Origin of the sequence: Lentzea guizhouensis (assembly GCF_001701025.1) — a bacterium.
GTDB classification, from domain to species: domain Bacteria; phylum Actinomycetota; class Actinomycetes; order Mycobacteriales; family Pseudonocardiaceae; genus Lentzea; species Lentzea guizhouensis.
In genome coordinates this window covers 2,877,524-2,896,597 of sequence record NZ_CP016793.1, presented here as the reverse complement: position 1 = coordinate 2,896,597, position 19,074 = coordinate 2,877,524, and the positions used below count along the sequence as shown (strand labels likewise).

The 19,074-nt window shown below is 68.1% G+C and carries 19 protein-coding genes, 2 tRNA genes and 2 pseudogenes; 14 read left to right on the top strand and 9 right to left on the bottom strand.

The window, feature by feature from the left end; all coding sequences use genetic code 11:
• Window positions 1-3: 3 nt before the first annotated feature.
• From recF to gyrA, 4 genes are all read left to right on the top strand, one after another.
• Entirely contained in the window at window positions 4-1,110 is a 1,107-nt protein-coding gene (gene recF, locus BBK82_RS14500) for a DNA replication/repair protein RecF (RefSeq protein ID WP_065915490.1), read from the top strand.
• Window positions 1,111-1,228: 118 nt separating this feature from the next.
• Window positions 1,229-1,762 carry a DciA family protein gene (locus BBK82_RS14495; protein WP_065915489.1) on the top strand — a complete coding sequence of 178 codons (534 nt, stop codon included), beginning with the start codon at window positions 1,229-1,231 and terminating at the stop codon, window positions 1,760-1,762.
• Between the two features lie 228 nt (window positions 1,763-1,990).
• On the top strand, window positions 1,991-3,961 hold the full coding sequence (gyrB, locus tag BBK82_RS14490; protein ID WP_065915488.1) for a DNA topoisomerase (ATP-hydrolyzing) subunit B: 1,971 nt from the start codon (window positions 1,991-1,993) through the stop codon (window positions 3,959-3,961).
• 55 nt (window positions 3,962-4,016) lie between these two features.
• A complete protein-coding gene (gyrA, locus tag BBK82_RS14485) occupies window positions 4,017-6,560 on the top strand; it encodes a DNA gyrase subunit A (protein WP_065915487.1) in 2,544 nt (847 codons plus the stop codon).
• 358 nt (window positions 6,561-6,918) lie between these two features.
• Here gyrA and BBK82_RS54070 read toward each other — a convergent pair whose 3' ends face one another.
• Complete coding sequence (locus tag BBK82_RS54070; protein WP_237048530.1) at window positions 6,919-7,074, bottom strand: hypothetical protein; 156 nt, start codon at window positions 7,072-7,074, stop codon at window positions 6,919-6,921.
• Window positions 7,075-7,101: 27 nt separating this feature from the next.
• On the opposite strand from BBK82_RS54070, the pseudogene BBK82_RS54065 reads away from it, so the two are divergent.
• From BBK82_RS54065 to BBK82_RS14470, 4 genes and pseudogenes are all read left to right on the top strand, one after another.
• Window positions 7,102-7,485 (top strand): annotated as a pseudogene (locus tag BBK82_RS54065) (DUF3566 domain-containing protein); the annotation flags it as partial.
• A gap of 74 nt (window positions 7,486-7,559) precedes the next feature.
• A tRNA-Ile gene (locus tag BBK82_RS14475) sits at window positions 7,560-7,633 on the top strand.
• 137 nt (window positions 7,634-7,770) lie between these two features.
• A pseudogene (locus BBK82_RS52710) lies at window positions 7,771-7,890 on the top strand (DLW-39 family protein); the annotation flags it as partial.
• Window positions 7,891-7,941: 51 nt separating this feature from the next.
• A tRNA-Ala gene (locus BBK82_RS14470) sits at window positions 7,942-8,014 on the top strand.
• A gap of 336 nt (window positions 8,015-8,350) precedes the next feature.
• Here the strand turns inward: BBK82_RS14470 and BBK82_RS14465 are convergent.
• Window positions 8,351-8,746: a DoxX family protein gene (locus tag BBK82_RS14465; RefSeq protein WP_065915486.1), complete on the bottom strand. Its 396-nt coding sequence runs from the start codon at window positions 8,744-8,746 to the stop codon at window positions 8,351-8,353.
• A 111-nt stretch (window positions 8,747-8,857) separates the two neighbouring features.
• Here BBK82_RS14465 and BBK82_RS14460 point away from each other — a divergent pair, with 111 nt between their 5' ends.
• The gene (locus BBK82_RS14460; protein WP_083267957.1) at window positions 8,858-9,391 is read left to right on the top strand and encodes a DUF2020 domain-containing protein; all 534 of its coding nucleotides are present in this window, start codon (window positions 8,858-8,860) and stop codon (window positions 9,389-9,391) included.
• 3 nt (window positions 9,392-9,394) lie between these two features.
• Here BBK82_RS14460 and BBK82_RS14455 read toward each other — a convergent pair whose 3' ends face one another.
• Entirely contained in the window at window positions 9,395-9,961 is a 567-nt protein-coding gene (locus BBK82_RS14455) for a hypothetical protein (RefSeq protein ID WP_065915485.1), read from the bottom strand.
• A gap of 94 nt (window positions 9,962-10,055) precedes the next feature.
• Between BBK82_RS14455 and BBK82_RS14450 the strand changes: the two genes are divergently transcribed.
• Together BBK82_RS14450 and BBK82_RS14445 are read left to right on the top strand one after the other, a co-directional pair.
• On the top strand, window positions 10,056-10,604 hold the full coding sequence (locus tag BBK82_RS14450) for a peptidylprolyl isomerase (RefSeq protein WP_065921065.1): 549 nt from the start codon (window positions 10,056-10,058) through the stop codon (window positions 10,602-10,604).
• Window positions 10,601-11,491, top strand: coding sequence for a rhomboid family intramembrane serine protease (locus BBK82_RS14445; RefSeq protein WP_065915484.1), 891 nt, complete (start codon window positions 10,601-10,603; stop codon window positions 11,489-11,491). Before BBK82_RS14450 ends, BBK82_RS14445 begins: the two co-directional genes overlap by 4 nt.
• A gap of 2 nt (window positions 11,492-11,493) precedes the next feature.
• Here BBK82_RS14445 and BBK82_RS14440 read toward each other — a convergent pair whose 3' ends face one another.
• A complete protein-coding gene (locus tag BBK82_RS14440) occupies window positions 11,494-11,889 on the bottom strand; it encodes a PH domain-containing protein (RefSeq protein WP_083267956.1) in 396 nt (131 codons plus the stop codon).
• 220 nt (window positions 11,890-12,109) lie between these two features.
• Window positions 12,110-12,376 (bottom strand): cell division protein CrgA, encoded by a 267-nt coding sequence (gene crgA / locus BBK82_RS14435; protein WP_065915483.1) that lies wholly within the window; start codon window positions 12,374-12,376, stop codon window positions 12,110-12,112.
• A 407-nt stretch (window positions 12,377-12,783) separates the two neighbouring features.
• Here crgA and BBK82_RS14430 point away from each other — a divergent pair, with 407 nt between their 5' ends.
• Both BBK82_RS14430 and BBK82_RS51580 read left to right on the top strand, forming a co-directional pair.
• Entirely contained in the window at window positions 12,784-13,794 is a 1,011-nt protein-coding gene (locus BBK82_RS14430; RefSeq protein WP_083268802.1) for a class E sortase, read from the top strand.
• The gene (locus BBK82_RS51580; protein ID WP_170067916.1) at window positions 13,794-13,949 is read left to right on the top strand and encodes a hypothetical protein; all 156 of its coding nucleotides are present in this window, start codon (window positions 13,794-13,796) and stop codon (window positions 13,947-13,949) included. Before BBK82_RS14430 ends, BBK82_RS51580 begins: the two co-directional genes overlap by 1 nt.
• Here the strand turns inward: BBK82_RS51580 and BBK82_RS14425 are convergent.
• The 3 genes from BBK82_RS14425 to BBK82_RS14415 all read right to left on the bottom strand — a co-directional run bounded on the left by BBK82_RS14425 (window position 13,936) and on the right by BBK82_RS14415 (window position 16,285).
• On the bottom strand, window positions 13,936-14,397 hold the full coding sequence (locus tag BBK82_RS14425) for a hypothetical protein (RefSeq protein WP_065915482.1): 462 nt from the start codon (window positions 14,395-14,397) through the stop codon (window positions 13,936-13,938). The two genes, BBK82_RS51580 and BBK82_RS14425, sit on opposite strands and share 14 nt — an antisense overlap.
• Window positions 14,394-14,855 carry a hypothetical protein gene (locus tag BBK82_RS14420; RefSeq protein WP_065915481.1) on the bottom strand — a complete coding sequence of 154 codons (462 nt, stop codon included), beginning with the start codon at window positions 14,853-14,855 and terminating at the stop codon, window positions 14,394-14,396. The genes BBK82_RS14425 and BBK82_RS14420 overlap by 4 nt, the downstream gene beginning before the upstream one ends.
• Before the next feature lie 86 nt (window positions 14,856-14,941).
• Complete coding sequence (locus BBK82_RS14415) at window positions 14,942-16,285, bottom strand: FAD-dependent oxidoreductase (protein WP_237048194.1); 1,344 nt, start codon at window positions 16,283-16,285, stop codon at window positions 14,942-14,944.
• A 77-nt stretch (window positions 16,286-16,362) separates the two neighbouring features.
• Here BBK82_RS14415 and BBK82_RS14410 point away from each other — a divergent pair, with 77 nt between their 5' ends.
• On the top strand, window positions 16,363-17,004 hold the full coding sequence (locus BBK82_RS14410) for an aminodeoxychorismate/anthranilate synthase component II (RefSeq protein WP_065915480.1): 642 nt from the start codon (window positions 16,363-16,365) through the stop codon (window positions 17,002-17,004).
• A gap of 60 nt (window positions 17,005-17,064) precedes the next feature.
• Here the strand turns inward: BBK82_RS14410 and pknB are convergent, their stop codons facing one another.
• Window positions 17,065-19,068, bottom strand: a complete 2,004-nt coding sequence (pknB, locus tag BBK82_RS14405) for a Stk1 family PASTA domain-containing Ser/Thr kinase (RefSeq protein WP_065915479.1) — start codon at window positions 19,066-19,068, stop codon at window positions 17,065-17,067.
• Between the last annotated feature and the right edge of the window lie 6 nt (window positions 19,069-19,074).

Genomic DNA, 19,074 nt, shown 5'->3' with positions numbered 1-19,074 from the left:
CGAGTGCACGTCAGACACCTCCAGGTCAGCGACTTCCGCTCGTGGGAACGAGCCGACCTGGAGCTGGAGCCCGGCGTCTCGGTGCTCGTCGGCCGCAACGGCCAGGGCAAGACGAACCTGGTCGAGGCGGTCGGGTACGTGGCGACGCTGGGTTCGCACCGCGTCTCCACCGACGCACCGCTGATCCGGCACGGTGCCCAGCGCGCCGTGGTGCGGGCAGCCGTGGTCAACGACGACCGCGAGCTGCTCGTGGAGATCGAGATCACCGCCGGCAAGGCGAACCGGGCCAGGATCAACCGCGGCCCGGTACCGCGAACGCGGGACGTGCTCGGGATCCTGCGGACCGTGTTGTTCGCGCCCGAGGACCTCTCCCTCGTGCGCGGTGATCCCGGCGACCGGCGGCGGTTCCTCGACGAGATGCTGGTGTTGCGCGCGCCGAGGTTCGCGGGTGTGCGCAGCGACTACGACCGCGTCCTCAAGCAGCGCAGCGCGTTGTTGAAGACGGTGAAGCACAGCAGGTCGGCCGACCTCTCGACGCTCGACGTCTGGGACGGGCACCTGGCCAAGCACGGCGCGGAGCTGCTGGCCGCGCGGATGAAGCTGGTCCGCGACATGGCGGACCACGTGACCTCGGCCTACGCGGAGGTGGCACCGGAGTCTCGGCCGGCGCTCATCTCCTACCGGTCGAGCGTCGGCGACATCCCGGACGACCGGGAGAGCATCGAGGACCTGTTGCTCGCCGAGCTCGACCGGGTGCGCCGGCAGGAGATCGAACGCGGGGTGTGCCTGGTCGGCCCGCACCGCGACGACCTCGAGCTGACGCTGGGCGAGCTCCCCGCGAAGGGCTACGCCAGTCACGGAGAGTCATGGTCGTTCGCGCTCGCGCTGCGGCTCGGCGGGTACGAGCTCATGCGTGTCGACGGCATGGAACCGGTGCTCGTGCTGGACGATGTCTTCGCGGAGCTGGACCGCGGCCGGCGGCAACAGCTGGCGAAGGTCGCGGCCGCCGCGGAGCAGGTGCTGATCACCGCCGCGGTGGCGGAGGACGTGCCGGAGGAGCTGGTCGGCGCCCGGTACGAGGTGCACGGCGGGGAGGTGCGACGTGTCTGACCGACAGGCTGACTCTGGGGATGCAGGTCCCCAAGATGTAGCTCGATCGGGTGTGTCCGCCCACACATCTGGGGACAAGTCTGTGGATGGTGTGGATAACTCCGTCACAAATGCGGACTTGTCCACAGGTTCATTCACACCTGAGGGTGAGCAACTGAGGGGTTCGGACCTCGCGCGGGCGGCTCTGGAGGCCGCGAAGGCGAGCGCGAAGGCCCGCGGCAGGACGCCGGGGAGCAAGGCCAAGGGCCGTTCGGTCTACCGCAGCCGGCGCCGCTGGTCGGGTGCCGGACCGGATGAGCGCGACCCCCAGACGATCGGGCGGATCGCCTCCCGCCTCGCCGCCGACCGGGGGTGGGTCGAGCAGCTGCAGGGTGGCCAGGTCTTCGGCCGATGGGCAAAATTGGTGGGAGAGGACGTCGCCGAGCACGCGCAGCCGATCGCGCTCAGTGACGGGGAGCTGACGGTCCAGGCGTCGTCGACGGCGTGGGCCACCCAACTGCGCCTGCTGCAGCGGGACCTGCTGAAGAGGATCGCCGCGGGGATCGGCCACGACGTCGTGAAAAAGCTCAAGATCAAGGGCCCCGACGCTCCCAACTGGCGACACGGCCCCAGGCACGTTCCTGGGCGCGGTCCGCGTGACACCTACGGGTGAGGTCCTGTCAAGGGCTCAGCGGCCGTTCTGTGGCTCAATGAGTTTTCACCTGCGGATTTGAACCCCCGTTTCAGCGGTCCGCACCCATCCAGGGCCGCTTGAGGGCGTCTGTGACCGAATCAAAGGTGTCCTTGACCCCGTTCTGTCGGGGTGCACCGGTAGAATCACGGGGAGCGTCACCCAACACCGTGCGGGCCCCGCCCGCATCAGCGAGGAGACTCCAGGCCCGTGTCAGCTAAGAAGAATGAGTACGACGCGTCCTCGATCACCGTCCTCGAGGGTCTCGAGGCAGTGCGCAAGAGGCCGGGTATGTACATCGGCTCGACCGGCGAGCGCGGTCTGCACCACCTGGTCCAGGAGGTCGTGGACAACTCGGTCGACGAGGCGATGGCCGGCTTCGCGACGACGGTCGACGTCACACTGCTGGCCAACGGCGGTGTCCGGGTGATCGACGACGGTCGCGGCATCCCCGTCGACGTCCACCCGGTCGAGGGCAAGCCCACCGTCGAGGTCGTGCTCACCACGCTGCACGCGGGCGGCAAGTTCGACAGCGACTCCTACGCGGTGTCCGGCGGTCTGCACGGCGTCGGCATCTCCGTGGTGAACGCGCTGTCCACGGCCGTCGAGGTGGAGATCAAGCGCCAGGGGCACGTCTGGACCCAGCGCTACGAGAACTCCAAGCCCGCGCACGAGCTGCGCCAGGGCGAGCCGACCGACGACACGGGCACGACCGTCACGTTCTGGGCCGACCCGGACATCTTCGAGACCACCGAGTACAACGTCGAGACGATCGCACGCCGGCTGCAGGAGATGGCGTTCCTCAACAAGGGGATCACCATCGTCCTGCGCGACGAGCGGGTCTCGGAGGAGGACGAGGAGGCCGACGCCGAGGGCCACAAGGCCGCGGTGAAGGAGCGCGTCTACCACTACCCGGGTGGTCTGGAGGACTTCGTCCGCCACATCAACCACACCCGCGAGGCCGTGCACCAGAAGGTGATCGGCTTCGAGGCGCAGGGCGAGGACCTGCAGGTCGAGGTCGCGATGCAGTGGAACACCGGCTACACCGCGTCGGTCTACACGTTCGCGAACACGATCAACACGCACGAGGGCGGCACCCACGAGGAGGGCTTCCGCGCCGCGTTGACGCGTGTCGTCAACGAGTACGCGCGCGAGAAGAAGCTGCTCAAGGAGAAGGACACCAACCTCACCGGTGACGACATCCGCGAGGGTCTCGCCGCGATCATCTCGGTGAAGTTGAAGGAGCCCCAGTTCGAGGGCCAGACGAAGACCAAGCTGGGCAACAGCGAGGCCAAGTCGTTCGTGCAGAAGTCGACGAACGAGCACCTGGCCGACTGGTTCGAGCGCCACCCCAACGAGGCCAAGACGATCGTCACCAAGTCGGTGTCGTCGGCGCAGGCCCGCATCGCCGCCCGCAAGGCCCGCGAGCTGGTCCGCCGCAAGGGCGCGCTCGACATCGGCGGCCTGCCCGGCAAGCTGAAGGACTGCCGCTCGACCGAGCCGGAGCGCTGCGAGCTCTACATCGTCGAGGGCGACTCCGCCGGCGGCTCGGCCAAGGAGGGGCGCGACTCGATGTACCAGGCGATCCTGCCGATCCGCGGCAAGATCATCAACGTCGAGAAGGCGCGCATCGACCGCGTCCTGAAGAACACCGAGGTCCAGTCGCTGATCACGGCGCTGGGCACCGGCATCCACGACGAGTTCGACCTCTCCAAGCTGCGGTACCACAAGATCGTGCTGATGGCCGACGCCGACGTCGACGGCCAGCACATCCGCACCCTGCTGCTCACGCTGCTGTTCCGCTTCATGCAGCCGCTCATCGAGCACAACCACGTCTACCTCGCGCAGCCGCCGCTCTACAAGATCAAGTGGCAGCGCGCGGAGCCGGAGTACGTCTACTCCGACCGCGAGCGCGACGCCGTGATCAAGGCGGGTCTCGAGGGCGGCAAGAGGCTCGGCAAGGACGACAACATCCAGCGGTACAAGGGTCTCGGCGAGATGAACGCCGAGGAGCTGTGGGAGACCACGATGGACCCGGCGAACCGGATCCTGCGGCAGGTCACCATGGACGACGCGGCCACCGCCGACGAGCTGTTCAGCGTGCTCATGGGCGAGGACGTCGAAGCACGCCGCTCGTTCATCACCCGCAACGCCAAGAGCATCAAGTTCCTGGACATCTGAGTCCGGTTCTCGTTCTTAGGCATCCTGGCGTTTCTGGCGAGAAGGAAGAACATCAGTGAGCGAGACGACGCTGCCCCCGGAGCACGACCGCATCGAGCCGGTCGAGATCCAGCAGGAGATGCAGAACTCGTACATCAACTACGCGATGTCCGTCATCGTGGGTCGTGCGCTGCCGGACGTGCGGGACGGGCTGAAGCCCGTGCACGTCCGCGTTCTGTACTCGATGTTCGACTCCGGCTTCCGCCCCGACCGCGGCTTCAACAAGTGCGCGCGCGTCGTCGGCGACGTGATGGGCAACTACCACCCGCACGGCGACTCGGCGATCTACGACGCGCTGGTGCGTCTCGCCCAGCCGTGGGCGCTGCGCTACCCGTTGATCCAGGGGCAGGGCAACTTCGGCTCGCCGGGCAACGACCCGGCTGCCGCCATGAGGTACACGGAGTGCCGGCTCTCCCCGTTGGCCATGCACATGCTGGCCGACATCGAGGAAGAGACCGTCGACTTCCGCGACAACTACGACGGCCGCATCCAGGAGCCGGTCGTCCTCCCGTCGCGCATCCCGAACCTGCTGATCAACGGCAGCTCGGGCATCGCGGTCGGCATGGCGACCAACATCCCGCCGCACAACCTCCGCGAGGTGGCGGACGCGGTGGTGTGGGCGCTCGACAACCACGAGGCCTCCGACGAGGAGACCCTCGAGGCGATGATCGCCCGGATCAAGGGCCCGGACTTCCCGACGTACGGCCAGATCCTCGGCACCTCCGGCATCGAGGACGCGTACCGCACCGGCCGCGGCTCGGTCCGCATGCGCGCGGTCGTCGAGATGGACGAGGACGCCAAGGGCCGCACGATCCTGGTCGTCACCGAGCTGCCGTACCAGGTCAACCCGGACAACCTCGTCGAGAACATCGCCGCCCTGGTGCGCGACGCGAAGCTCACCGGCATCGCGAACATCGCCGACGAGTCGAACCGCCGCATCGGCATGCGCATCGTGGTCACGCTCAAGCGCGACGCGGTGGCCAAGGTCGTGCTGAACAACCTCTACAAGCACACCCAGCTGCAGTACTCGTTCGGCGTGAACATGCTGGCGCTGGTCGACGGCGTGCCGCGCACGCTGCGGATCGACCAGATGATCCGCCACTACGTGAAGCACCAGATCGAGGTCATCCAGCGGCGGACCAAGTTCCGCCTGCGCAAGGCCGAGGAACGCGCCCACATCCTGCGCGGTCTGGTGAAGGCGCTCGACCAGCTCGACGCGGTGATCGCGTTGATCCGCCGGTCCGAGACGCCGGACATCGCGCGCACGGGCCTGATGGAGCTCCTCGAGGTCGACGAGGTCCAGGCCAACGCGATCCTGGAGATGCAGCTCCGCCGCCTGGCCGCCCTGGAGCGCCAGAAGATCATCGACCAGCTGGCCGAGATCGAGCTGGAGATCGCCGACCTCAAGGACATCCTCGAGAAGCCGGAGCGGCAGCGCAAGATCGTCCGCGACGAGCTCACGGCGATCGTGGACAAGTTCGGCGACGACCGCCGCACGAAGATCATCCCGTTCGACGGCGACGTGTCCATGGAGGACCTGATCGCCGTCGAGGACGTGGTCGTCACGATCACGCGCACCGGCTACGCGAAGCGCACCAAGACCGACCTCTACCGGGCGCAGAAACGCGGCGGCAAGGGCGTGCAGGGCGCGCAGCTCAAGCAGGACGACATCGTCGCGCACTTCTTCGTGTGCTCGACGCACGACTGGATCCTGTTCTTCACGAACAAGGGCCGTGTGTACCGCGCGAAGGCGTACGAGCTGCCGGAGGCGAACCGCAACGCCCGCGGCCAGCACGTCGCGAACCTCCTCGCGTTCCAGCCGGAGGAGGAGATCGCGCAGGTCATCCAGATCAAGAACTACGGGGTGTCGCCGTACCTCGTGCTCGCCACCCGGAAGGGGCTGGTGAAGAAGTCGAAGCTGTCCGACTTCGATTCCAACCGATCGGGTGGACTTATCGGCATCAACCTCCGTGAGGACGACGAGCTGGTCGGAGCCGTGCTGTGCTCGGCAGATGACGACCTGCTCATGGTGTCCGCGGACGGCCAGTCGATCCGCTTCCACGCGACCGACGACGTGCTGCGCCCGATGGGGCGCGCCACGTCAGGCGTGCAGGGCATGCGGTTCAACGCCGACGACGAGCTGCTCTCGGTCGGCGTCGTCCAAGAGGGTCTCTTCGTTTTGGTCGCGACGGACGGTGGGTACTCGAAGCGAACTCCGATCGAGGACTACCCGGTCCAAGGTCGGGGCGGCAAGGGTGTGCTGACCATTCAGCACGACCGCCGACGTGGCAGGCTGGTGGGCGCGCTCATCGTCGATGTCGACGACGAGCTCTACGCCATCACCTCGACCGGCGGGGTCATCCGGACCCGTGCCGAGCAGGTGCGCAAGGCTGGTCGGCAGACGAAGGGCGTGCGGCTGATGAACCTCGGCGAAAGCACCACTTTGATCGCTGTCGCACGCAACGCGGACGAGCCCAGCGACGTCGTTAACGGTGAGACGTCTGCCGCGGAGGGCTCTGCCGCCGACCAGGCAGAAACCCCAACCGACTCGGCTGAGTAGTCGGGCATCAGCGAGAGGCCAAGGACAACCTCGTGACTCCACCCGAGAACCGCGAAGGCCGGGACGCGGACAAGACCGCCGTGATCACCAAGCCGACGCCGCAAAGTGCGGACAAGCCGGCGGACGACGCCGGGTCGGCCGCTTCCGGTCCCTCGGGTGGGAACGGGCAGGACGCCTCGGCCAAGGACAAGACGAAGCCGGTCTCCGCCGAGACCGCTGCTCAGCCCACCGCGGCCAAGGACAAGACGGTCGAGGCGCCGGCCTCGGAGCCGGTGCCCGTCGCCGAAGAGCCGATCGTCACCACGCCGCCGCCGTGGCAGCGCGTGACGAACGACACGGAGGCCGTCCAGCAGGACGCCTACGTGGTGCCAGGTGCCCCGCCGGTGCCGTCCTCGGCGGAGCCGGCGTTCCCGAGCACCGACCCGGACACCGTCAAGGTGCAGAAGCCCGTGGTCGGGGGCTCGGCCGTACCGGTGGGCCTGGGCAGCAGCCGCACGTCGGTGAACCTCGGCACGGGCGGCGCCCGCCCCGCCGCGGCCACCCGTCGGCCCGCCGCCCCGGCCGCGGTCCGCGCCGCGCCTCGCTCCAGATCAAGCGCGTCGACCCGTGGTCGGTGCTCAAGCTCGCTCTGGTGCTCGGCGTCGCGCTGTTCTTCGTCTGGCTCGTGGCCGTCGGCGTGCTCTACGGCGTGCTGCACGGCATGGGCGTCTGGGACAAGATCAACAGCACCGCGAACGACCTCCTCCAGGCCAACGATCCCGGTGAACCACTGATCAGCGCCGGTCGCGTGTTCGGCGTCTCGGCGATCATCGGAGCGGTCAACATCGTGCTGTTCACCGCCCTCGCGACCGTCGGCGCGTTCGTCTACAACGTGTCCGCGGACCTGGCCGGTGGCTTGGAGTTGACGCTCTCCGAGAGGGAGTGACCCCCGATTTGGGAGCGACGAGGACGATCCTGTAAGGTTCTCCTCGTCGCCCCGAGAGGGCGGCAGTTGATCGAGGGCCTATAGCTCAGGCGGTTAGAGCGCTTCACTGATAATGAAGAGGTCGGAGGTTCAAGTCCTCCTAGGCCCACTCGATTCGGAACTTTCCTCGAATCATCATCGTTTTCTGTCTGGATTTGAGTTCCAGAGCCCCGGCTGATCATCTGCGAAGCCTGTAGGCTGGTGCGGTACGTCGGGGCCATCACAGTCTTGTTGGAGGGGTTCAGAGTGGCCAAGAAGCTCATCGCACTCGTCGTGGTCGCCGGTGCGGTCCTGTTCTTCGTGAAGCGCAGCCGTTCCGCCAAGGCCGACGCGGACCTGTGGCGCGAGGCCACCGCCCCCACCGACTGATCACAGCCTGATCTCGCGGGCGGCCTGCCGCGTCGCCCCCAAGATCTCGGGGACGTAGCTCAATTGGCAGAGCACCGCCTTTGCAAGGCGGGGGTTAGGGGTTCGATTCCCCTCGTCTCCATTCGTACCTCGGGCCGAGGAGTGTCTGCGAAAAGCGCAGACCTCCTCGGCCCGAAGTGTTTTCTGGAGGCCGAGCCCCCAGACCCCAGCCGGGCGGCTCCGCCCCCGGACCCCCGGCCGGCCGCCTTCGGCGTTGCCGGCCCTCCCGGCGGCTCGCCCCGGGACCCGGCCCGGCTGCTTCAGGCGTCGTGGGCCATCCGGTGGTTCGGCCTCGGATCTCGCTGACCGGCCGCCTTCTTGGCGACTTGCCTCTCGCCTCTGGCCGGGCTCGTCCCGTGGATGCACGAAAGCCCTGTTCGCCTCGTTGCGAACAGGGCTTCGGCGGTCGGGCGTGCGGTCAGGCGGTGGTGAGGGTGCGTTGCTTCGAGGACTGGCGGAGCTTGTCGATGGACCAGGCGCCGGCGCCTGTGAAGGCCAGCAGGAGGAACGCCCACGAGTAGATGGCGGCGAGCTCGCCGCCGTTCTGGATGGGCAAGAGAGCCTTCGGCTGGTGCACGACGAAGTAGGCGTAGGCCATGGCGCCGGAGCTGAGCAGCGCTGCCCAGCGGGTCCACAGACCGATGACGATGAGGCCGCCGCCGATCAGCTCGATGAGGCTCATGGGGCCGCCGGGCCAGGACAGCAGCTCGGTTCCCTTCATGACCTTCTGCACGCCGTGCATGACGAAGAACAGGCCGATGACGATGCGGAAGAGCGCGAGGGCGTGCTCTCGTCGTTGCTCCAGGAACTCCATGATCGCGGGTCCTTCCGGGGCGAGGGGCAGGGGATCAGGGCACAAAAGGTATGGACCAATTTAGAGTGTGCCGGTAGAGCGCCTGTTGGTATCTGGTTGACTGTTGCCCCTATGAAACGAGCACTGTTGCTGCCCCTGCTCGGCGTCCTCGCCGCGTGCGGCTCCCAGGCCGCCCAGAACGTGCCGGTGCCCACCACGTCGATCCCGCCGGTCGTGACCACGACCAGCGCCGCACCGACAGTGCCGCCCGTGCCGAAACCCGCGAAGGACGGCACCTGCCCCTACCTGCCGACGTCGTACGTGGCCGAGGCGAACGGGCAGCTGGTGCCGAAGGTGAAACTGTCAACGGACGAACCACACCCCGCGTGTTTCTTCTACGCCACGGCGACTGAGATCCAGTTGACCGTGCGGGTGTACGCGGGGGACCAGAGGATCGCGAAGACGATCGTCAACGAGGCGGCGCCGGACGGTTCACAGCCCGCCAACTCGCCCACCGGCTGGACCGGTGGGTACGTGAGCAGCAACAACGGCGTCGTCTACGCCGTGGCGAAGAGCGACGCCGCTGTTGTGGTCACTACGAACCAAAAGCAGTCGATCAAGGCTCGTCGGATCGCGGAAGAAGCGATCAAGAACCTCGGGATCTAGCTACTACTTGACGGGTTCCTTTTGGGTCGGGACCTGGCCGTTGAGGACCGGCTCCGCGTGCGGGGCCTGGTCCTCCTCGTGCAGGTGGACCTCCTCCGGCTTGCGGGTCAGCGCGACGTAGCCGGCTGCCGCGGCCGCGATGAGCAGGCCCAGCACCCAAGGCCAACGGCGGCGCTTCGGTGCCTCGGCACCCAGGTTGGCCGCGGCCTTGCGGAGTTCCTTGGCGCGGACCTTGGCGTCCTTCCTGGCGTGCTTGGCCGCCTTCCGCACCTCCTTGCGCACCACATCGGCCTTGGTCATGAGGTCGGCGCGCGTCTGAGCGCTCTTCTTGGCGAGGCGCTTGCGGGACTTGCGGGTCTGCTTCTCCCAGTCCTCGGCCTTGCCCATGAGCTGGTCGGCGCGGTCGACGAGTGCGCCGCGGACCTGGTCGGCCGTGATGCCACGCTCAGCGAGCTTGACCTCCGCGACGTGACCAGCGCGAACGACACCCTCACGCGCGGCCTTCAGACCGGTGCCGACAGCCTTGCCAACCGATTCGCCGGCGCGGGTCATGACGTCCACCTCGTCCATTCTGTGCTCCACACGTTGTCGTCCGGTGATGTCAATAGAGGTACCCATCGTGCCCGTTTCTGAACATCCCCGCCTGTGATGGCACGATGGGGTGGTGGCTGACAGCAACGAATCCTTCGTCGGGACCAAGGTGACGGCGACCCTGCACACCACGCAGGGCGACATCCGGTTGAACCTGTTCCCCGACCACGCTCCCAAGACGGTGGCGAACTTCGTCGGGCTCGCCGAGGGCTCGAAGGAGTACACCGAGGCGAACGCGAGCGGTACGAAATCGGGTCCGTTCTACGACGGCACCCTGTTCCACCGCGTCATCGCCGGCTTCATGCTCCAGACCGGTGACCCGACCGGCACCGGCCGCGGTGGCCCCGGCTACCGCTTCGCCGACGAGTTCACGTCCGACCTGCAGTTCAACCGCCCGTACCTCCTCGCGATGGCGAACGCCGGGCCCAACACCAACGGCTCGCAGTTCTTCATCACCGTGGCGCCGACGACGTGGCTGAACTTCAAGCACACGATCTTCGGTGAGGTCGCCGACCAGGAGTCGCGCGACGTCGTCGACGCGATCGGTGGCACCGCGACCGGCGCGGGCGACCGTCCCGTCAACGACATCAAGATCGAGCGGGTCACGATCGAACGCGCGTGAGCGACGCTCTGGTTCCACCGGACGGGCCGATCGGAGCGCAGCCGGAAACGCCGGTCTGCGCACGTCATGCCGATCGGCCCACCCGGCTGCGCTGCACGAGGTGCGACCGTCCGGCGTGCCCGGACTGTCTGCGCGAGGCCGCGGTCGGCATGCAGTGCGTCGACTGCGTCGGCGAGGGCCGCAAGTCGGGCCGTCGCTCGCAGACCCTGGTGGGAGCCGAGCAGACCGAGGGACGCCTGGTCGTCACGCCGGTGCTGATCGTGCTGAACGCGCTCGCGTTCATCGCCACCGCGGTGCAGGCGGGCAACCCGCTCGTGAACCAGCGTTCCGCGATCTTCGCGGAGACCGCGCTCCAACCCGTCCTCGTCGCGAACGGCGAGTGGTGGCGGATCTTGACCTCGGGCTTCATGCACATCGGCATCTGGCACCTGGTGCTCAACATGGCGGTGCTCTACATCGCCGGGTCGAGCGTCGAGCCCGAGCTCGGCCGGCTGCGGTTCACCGTCGTGTACTTCCTGGCGCTGTTCGGCGGCAACGCGGCCGCGTTCTACTTCGGCAACGCCGGTGGCTGGCTCGCCGGAGCGTCCGGTGCGGTGTTCGGCATCATGGGTGCCCTGATCGTCGTGTGGCGGCGCAAGAAGCGCGACATCTCGACGGTCGTGGTGATCGTGGTGATCAACCTGGTGTCGAACCTCTTCACCAACGCCTCACTGCTCGCCCACCTCGGCGGCTTCGTGATCGGCGGGCTGCTGACGCTCGCGATGGTCAGGGCGCCGCGCGAGAACCGGAACCTCTACCAGATCGGGGCCGTGGTGGCCGCGGTCGTGTTGATAGCGGGCATGTTCGCGTTGCGGGCAAACGACCTCATGAACCTCATGGGGATCTGAATTCACGGGCGCAGTGCGTGCAGCACACTCGCCACTTCTTCCGGATCGGCGCCGAGGTCCAGTTTCGTGAGCACCACGAGACGGTCGTCGGCGTCGAGCTCCAATGTCTGCTGTTCCCGCCCGAGCCTGCGGGTGTGCTGGAGCTTCACCTTCACCTCGTGCCACGGCAGGTGCGTGGTGCTCGCGAAGCCGCGCACGGCGAGCCCGTCGGCGTCGGCGCTGAGCCTCGGCCTGGCGAGGGACGCGAACGCCGCGAGGTAGCTGACCAGCAGCGTTGCCAGTCCGATGAGCAGGCGGCCCGCGTTCTCGGTCGTGATGACCGTGGCGAAGGCGAGCAGGGCGGCGGACACCCAGGCGACGGCGACGAGCGGCGCGGGCGTGGACCAGGAGCGAGTCACACCATCGAGTGTCCCGCATGAATTGTGGACAACTGAAGTGCGGGATCGGCGCTTGTGCAATTTCGCGCAAAGTTGTCCACAGGGGTTGTCCCCAATGGGGATGACTTACAGCCGTGTGCTTCGGTGGCGCGCAGATGAACCAGGTGAACCCGGTGCGAACAAACGTCGGCCCGGACGTGTGACGTCCGGGCCGACGATGACCAGCCGTAGCAGGGGCGGACTACCGCCAGCGCATCGTCATGAGGAGACCGATGATCATCAGCGCGAAGCCGATGGCGAAGTTCCACGCACCCAGCTCGAGCATGAACGGGATCTTCTCGGCCGCGATGTAGTTCACGACGAGCCACGCGAGGCCGAGCAGCATGAAGCCGAGCATGATGACGACGTAGACCGGGTGAGACGGCCCCGCTGCCTTGACCTTGACCGGTGTGCGGCGGTCAGTGGGTGCGGTGTAGACCGCCTTCTTCCGGACCTTCGACTTGGGCATGCTGTCCTCGCCTGACGTGGATATCCGTGAGTGACGCGAGTTTACGTGCACTACTCAGCAGACACGTTAACGTAGCCGAGGTGGTGAGCGAACCACCTGGCAAGACGCAGTTGTAATCCGTTCACAGTCCGGCCGGAGGTTCTCAGGTGAACTCGGGACCGCAGCAGCCGCCGCCACGGCGTCCTGCACCCCGTCGTGACGACCTGCACCACGTGCGGTCGTCGCCCTCGCCGCACCCGTCGCCGTCCGCGGAAGCCACCCAGTTCACCAGCGCTTTCTCCGGAAGCCTGCCTCCGCCCGGCGCCCCGCCGCGCCGTCCCGTCCCGCCGCCGACGCCTCCTGGCGGAATGCCGCCCATGCCTCCTGGCGGAATGCCGCCGACGCCTCCGGGTGGGGTGCCGCAGGGCATGCGTCAAGGTGCACCGAACGGCCGGCGTCCCGGTCCGCAGGGCCCGCCACCACGTCCGCGTCCCCGCCCGGTCGACCCGCCCACCGAGGTGATCCCGAAGGTCGAGGACGACTACGACGAGTACGACGACTACTACGACGACGAGTACTACGACGAAGACGGCAAGGACGGCAAGGACGCCCTCCCGCCGGAGAGCTTCCGCCGCAAGGCCGTCCGCGGCTTTGGCGAGGCGCTCATCACGATGGGTCTCGTCGTCCTGCTGTTCGTCGTCTACGAGGTCTACGTGACCGACCTGTTCTCCGCGCAGAAGCAGGACGAGGTCACCGCGGCGCTCGACTCCGAGTGGAACGCGAACACCGTCACGCCGCCCCCGGCCGCCGACCCGAACCGGCAGGCGAAGCTCAACCTCATCGAGGGCAAGGCCTTCGCGAAGATGTACATCCCGGTCTTCGGCAGCGACTGGAAGTTCTCCGTGGTCGAGGGCACCACCGACAAGCACCTCGAGATCGGCCCCGGCCACTACAAGGACACCGCGCAGCCCGGCGAGCCCGGCAACTTCTCCATCGCCGGTCACCGCGTCGGCAAGGGTGCGCCGTTCAACGACCTCGACCTGCTGGAGTCCTGCAACGCCATCGTGGTGCAGACCCAGACCCAGTGGTTCGTCTACCGCGTCCTGCCGATGAAGTCCGAGGTCGCCGGCTGGGCCTCGAACCCGAAGGCCAAAGAACCCGCCTGCGCCGGCATCGCCCCGCTGTCGACGACGCTCGGCGACGCCTACGCCAAGACCGTCGGCCAGGAGATCGTGCTGCCCAGCCAGGGCGAGGTCATCGCCCCCGTGCCGTACCAGACGGCCGCGGCGGTGCCGGCCGAGCAGCAGGCCCGCCTGCTCACCCTGACCACCTGCCACCCGCGCTTCTCCGACAAGCAGCGCCTGATCGTGCACGCGGTCGAGACCAAGAGCTACCCGGTCGCCGACGGCTTCGTGCCGCCCGAGATGACGGAGGCCTGATGTACAGCTGGATCTGGCGGCACCTTCCGGGCCCGCTGTTCCTGCGCGTCATCGAGGCGGTCGTCCTGGTCCTGGCCGTAGTGGCGCTGCTGATGTTCGTGGTGTTCCCGTGGGCGGAACCGCTGCTGCCGTTCAACAACGTCACCACCGAGTGATGCGCTGATCGGCGACCTCCACGAACTCGCGGAGCAGCTGCAGCACGCGCGGGTCGACCGGCCCCGGCTCGTAGCCGACCGCCTCGATCAGCGGCCAGAGCTGGTCGCCGCCCCACCGCTCGGCGATCAGGGACACGTCGCAGCACGCCCAGTGCTCGACCTGCCTGCCGCCGGCGATGACGCCGCGCGCGATCTCCCGCAGGTCCACCCACTCGGCCTGCTCCTCGGTCAACCGCGGGATGCCGAGCTCGGCCAGCACGCGGTCGACGAGCGGCGCCGCCTCGCCGTCGGTCAGCCGCGCCGGCGACTCACCGGCCAGTTCGGCGATCGCCGGCGTCTCGATCCCGGCGACCAGCAGGTCGCACGCGAGCCAGACCGCCTCCTCGCCGTAGCACGACGGCAGACCGGCGTTGAGGAGCAGCAAACGTTCGCGCAGCTCGGCGTTCACGGTGCACCCAGCCGTTCGTCGGCCATCCGGACGTACTCGCGCGCGTAGGCGAGGAACGGTTCCGGGTCGCTGTCGTAGCGGGCGAGTGCCCAGTAGACCTCGTCGTCGTCGCGGGAGAACTGGAGCGTGATGCGGAAGGTGTGGCCGTCCCACTCGGACCGGGGCGCCCCGGCCAGGACCTTGCGCGCGGCCTCCCGCCCGAGGAACCAGTCGGCCCGCTCGCGGTCCATCAGCTCGACGCCGAGCTCGACGAGCATCTGCTGCGCCAGGTCATAGGTCTCGGACGCGCGCTGCTGGACCGGCGGCTCACCGGCCAGCTCCCGCATCGCCGGGGTGTCGAGGCCGGCCACCAGCAGGTCGCACGCGAAGCCGACGGTGTCGCCGGACTCGAGGTTGCCGTCGGCGAGGTCGGCGTTGAAACGGGTCAGGCGGGCGGCGAGGTCGGGGTCGGGGTCCACGCAACCAGTGTCCACATGCGAGCCACCGATATAGCTGAAGCCGCCACCGCGCCCACCGCGGTGGCGGCTTCATCGGAGAACGGCGGTCAGCCGTTCGAGATGGAGGTCATCTCCTCGCGCGGCACGACCTTCACGCGGTCGCGGCCCTGGGCGGCGCCCAGCGCGATCTCGTGGGCGTCGAGCTTCTGCCAGCCCTCGTTGGTGACGAACGGGATGGCGCGCTGTTCGAGGAACTGCACGACGGCGTCCGGCGAGGGCGAGGTGGCCTGGGGGAGGACCGCGGCGTCGTCGAGGAGGCTGGTGACGGTCTCGAGGGCGTCGCCCTTGGTGTGGCCGATGAGACCGATCGGGCCCCGCTTGATCCAGCCCGTGACGTAGACGCCGGGCATGGGGACCTCGTCGAGGTCGAGCACGCGGCCGGCCAGGTGCGGGACGGTGCCGGAGACGTGGTCGAACGGGATGTCGGCGAGGTGGGTGGAGAGGTAGCCGACCGCGCGGTAGACGGCCTGGACGTCCCAGTCGGTGAACTGGCCGGTGCCGCGGACGCCGCCGTCACCGGTGAGCTCCTGGGTCTCGGTGCGCAGGCCGGTGACGTGGTCGGCGCCGAGCACCTCGACCGGGGCCTCGAGGAAGTGCAGGTGCAGGCGGCGGGGGCGGTTGCCGACGTCGCGGATCGCCCACTCCTGCAGGGTCTTCACGATCATCTCGACCTGCTTGTTGGTGCGGATCGCGTGCATCGAGGCCTCGTCGAACTCGATGCCCTCCGCGTGCACGATCACCTCGACGTTGGGCGAGTGGTCGAGCTCGCGCAGCTCCAGGGGCGTGAACTTCGCCTGGGCAGGGCCGCGGCGGCCGAACACGTGCACGTCGGTGACCGGCGACTGCGCGAGATCCTCGTGGACGTTGGCGGGGATCTCGGTGACGAGCAGCTCGTCGGCGGTCTTCGCGAGGATGCGGGCGACGTCGAGCGCCACGTTGCCGACGCCGAGGACGGCGACCTTCGACGCGGTCAGCGGCCAGGTGCGCGGGACGTCCGGGTGGCCGTCGTACCAGGACACGAAGTCGGCGGCACCGAAGCTGCCGGGCAGGTCGATGCCGGGGATGTCGAGCTCGCGGTCGGCGGAGGCGCCGGTGGAGAAGATCACGGCGTCGTAGAACTGGCGCAGGTCGTCGAGCTTGACGTCGACGCCGTACTCGACGTTGCCGAAGAACCGCACGGAAGGCTTGTCGAGCACCTTCTGCAGCGCGGTCACGATGCCCTTGATCCGCGGGTGGTCAGGCGCGACGCCGTAGCGGACCAGGCCGTACGGGGCCGGCAGCTTCTCGAAGAGGTCGATCTGCACGTCGACGTCGGACTTGGTGAGGATGTCGGCCGCGTAGACACCGGCCGGACCCGCGCCGATGACAGCGACGCGCAAGGGGCGACTCATGACACCTATTTTAGGATAGCCTTACCTCAATGATGACGAGAGCTAACTCACTCGACGAGACCGACTAGGCTCTGTCCATGCGCGTGCTCGTGGTCGACAACTACGACAGCTTCGTCTACAACCTCGTCCAGTACCTGGCCCAGCTCGGGGCCGAGTGCGTCGTGCGGCGCAACGACGAGGTGGACCTCAACGAAATCGACGGCGTCGACGGCGTGCTGGTGAGCCCCGGTCCCGGGACTCCTGAACGCGCCGGCTCGAGCATCGACGTCATCAAGAAGTGCGCCGACACCGGCAAGCCCGTCTTCGGCGTCTGCCTCGGTCACCAGGCGATCGGCGTGGTGTGGGGCGGCACGGTCGACCGCGCGCCGGAGCTCCTGCACGGCAAGACGAGCATCGTCTTCCACGAGGGCAAGGGTGTGCTGGACGGCGTGCCGAAGCCGTTCATCGCGACGCGCTACCACTCGCTGACGGTGCTGCCGGAGACGATCTCCGCCGAGTTCGAGGTCACCGGCAAGACCGAGACCGGCATCGTGATGGCCATGCGCCACAAGGAGCTCCCGGTCGAGGGCGTGCAGTTCCACCCCGAGTCGGTGCTCACCGACGGCGGCCACCGGATGCTCGCCAACTGGCTGAAGGTCTGCGGCTTCGAGGTTCCCGAGGCGACGGTCGCGCAGCTGGAGAACGGCATGCGCACGCTCGCCGCGGCAGCCAGGCAGTAGGACGGAAGCAGAAAGGGGCGGCTCCCAGGAGGAGCCGCCCCTTTCTGCTGCTCACGAGAGCTAGCTCGTGATGATGCCGAACTTGCCGACGTTCACCGTGATCGCCTGGCCCTTGGTGATGGCCTGACCCTTCTGCACGGACTGGCCGATGACCTTCTTGTCCTGCTGCGGGTTGCTCACCTGCTGGTCGTCCTCGTTGAAGTTGCCGTTCCAGCCGAGCTGGCGCAGCCGGGCCTCGGCGTCCTTCGCGGACAGGCCGGTCAGGTCGGGCATCTCGAACAGGTTGCCCTTCGAGACCTGCAACGTGACCGTGGTGTCCTTGGCTGCCTTGGTGTTCGGCGCCGGGTCCTGCTTGAGGACCTCGTTCAGCGGCTTCGCGCTGTCCACCGGCTGCACGTTGACCTTGAAGCCGGAGCCTTCGAGGGTCTGCCGCGCGTCGTTCACGTCGTCACCGACCACACCGGGCACGTTCTGCTTGTCCGGTGCCTTGCCGAGGCTGATGGTGATCGTGCCACCCTTCTTCAGCTTCAGGCCGACCGACGGGTTCTGCTGCACGACCTTGCCGACCTTGGCGGCCTCGTCGGTCTCGATCAACTGGTCGCTCTGCTGCACCTTGAAGCCGTTCGGGTCCTTGTCCAGGATCTGCTGGGCCTCGGTCGGCGACTTGCCGGTCAGGTCGGGCACGGTGCCCTCACCGGGCGGCGAGCCCACCCGGACGAGGACCTCGGTGCCCTTGACGAGCGTGGTGCCCTCGGTCGGGTTCGTGCCCAGGACCTTGCCGATCTGCTCGGCCGTGCACGCCGCGGCCGCACCGTTCGGGCCCGGCTCGCAGGGGACGAGCTCCTGCTTCGGCTTCAGACCGGCCTGGGTGAGCTTGTCGTTGGCCAGCAACGGCTCCATGCCGACGACCGCGGGCACGGACACCTTCTGGGGGTCGTCGCTGCCGGAGGAGTTCATCAGGCTGGTGGTGATCCACGCGGCCAGGCCGAGCACGGCGATGCACAGGACGACCACCAACGCGATCATGATGGTCTTCTTGCGCTTGGCGCGGCGGTCGTCTTCCTCGTCCGCGACCGGGTCGTAGTCGTCGTCCGGCTCCGACTTCAACGCCGCGGGACGGTGCCGACCGCCGCCGTTGATCGTCTGCGTGCGCGGGGCGCGGGCCTGCTCGTTCATCACGGCCGTGCGGTCCTCGGCCGTCATCACGGCCGGGGCGGACGGGCGCTGGCCGGACAGCACGCGCACCAGGTCCGCACGCATCTCGGCGGCCGACTGGTAGCGGTTCGCCGGGCCCTTCGCCATCGCCTTCAGCACGATCGCGTCGAGCTGCGGCGACACCTTCGGGTTCAGCGACGACGGGGCCTTCGGGTCCTCCCGCACGTGCTGGTAGGCGACGGCGACGGGGGAGTCACCGGTGAACGGCGGCTCACCGGTCAGCAGCTCGAACAGCACGCAGCCGGCCGCGTAGACGTCGGAACGCGCGTCGACGGACTCACCGCGCGCCTGCTCCGGCGACAGGTACTGGGCCGTGCCGATCACCGCGGCGGTCTGGGTGACCGCGGCCTGACCGTCGTGCAGGGCACGGGCGATGCCAAAGTCCATCACCTTCACGGCGCCGGACTTGGTGATCATCACGTTGGCCGGCTTCACGTCGCGGTGGACGATGCCGTGCCGGTGGCTGAAGTCGAGCGCGGCCGAGACGTCGGCCATGACCTCCATCGCGCGCTTGCCCGACAGCGGGCCCTGCGTCTTCACGATGTCGCGCAACGTCCGCCCGTCGACGAACTCCATCACGATGTAGGGCAGCGGGCCGTACTCGGTCTGCGTCTCGCCGGTGTCGTAGACGGCGACGATCGCCGGGTGGTTCAGAGCTGCCGAGTTCTGCGCCTCCCGCCGGAACCGCTCCTGGAACTGGGCGTCGCGGGCGAGGTCAGCGCGCAGCACCTTGATCGCCACGTCTCTGCCGAGCCGGACGTCCCGCCCTTTGTGAACCTCGGACATGCCACCGTAGCCGAGGGTCTCACCCAGTTCGTAGCGGTTTGAGAGCAGTCGCGGAGTGCTCATCGGTGC

Coding starts and splice junctions, on each gene's coding strand:
- BBK82_RS14465 (WP_065915486.1), bottom strand. CDS start 8,746: ATGGAGTTCCTGGAGCAACGACGAGAGCACGCCCTCGCGCTCTTCCGC.
- BBK82_RS14460 (WP_083267957.1), top strand. CDS start 8,858: ATGAAACGAGCACTGTTGCTGCCCCTGCTCGGCGTCCTCGCCGCGTGC.
- BBK82_RS14455 (WP_065915485.1), bottom strand. CDS start 9,961: ATGGACGAGGTGGACGTCATGACCCGCGCCGGCGAATCGGTTGGCAAG.
- crgA (WP_065915483.1), bottom strand. CDS start 12,376: ATGCCCAAGTCGAAGGTCCGGAAGAAGGCGGTCTACACCGCACCCACT.
- BBK82_RS14430 (WP_083268802.1), top strand. CDS start 12,784: ATGCGTCAAGGTGCACCGAACGGCCGGCGTCCCGGTCCGCAGGGCCCG.
- BBK82_RS51580 (WP_170067916.1), top strand. CDS start 13,794: ATGTACAGCTGGATCTGGCGGCACCTTCCGGGCCCGCTGTTCCTGCGC.
- BBK82_RS14415 (WP_237048194.1), bottom strand. CDS start 16,285: ATGAGTCGCCCCTTGCGCGTCGCTGTCATCGGCGCGGGTCCGGCCGGT.
- BBK82_RS14410 (WP_065915480.1), top strand. CDS start 16,363: ATGCGCGTGCTCGTGGTCGACAACTACGACAGCTTCGTCTACAACCTC.
- pknB (WP_065915479.1), bottom strand. CDS start 19,068: ATGAGCACTCCGCGACTGCTCTCAAACCGCTACGAACTGGGTGAGACC.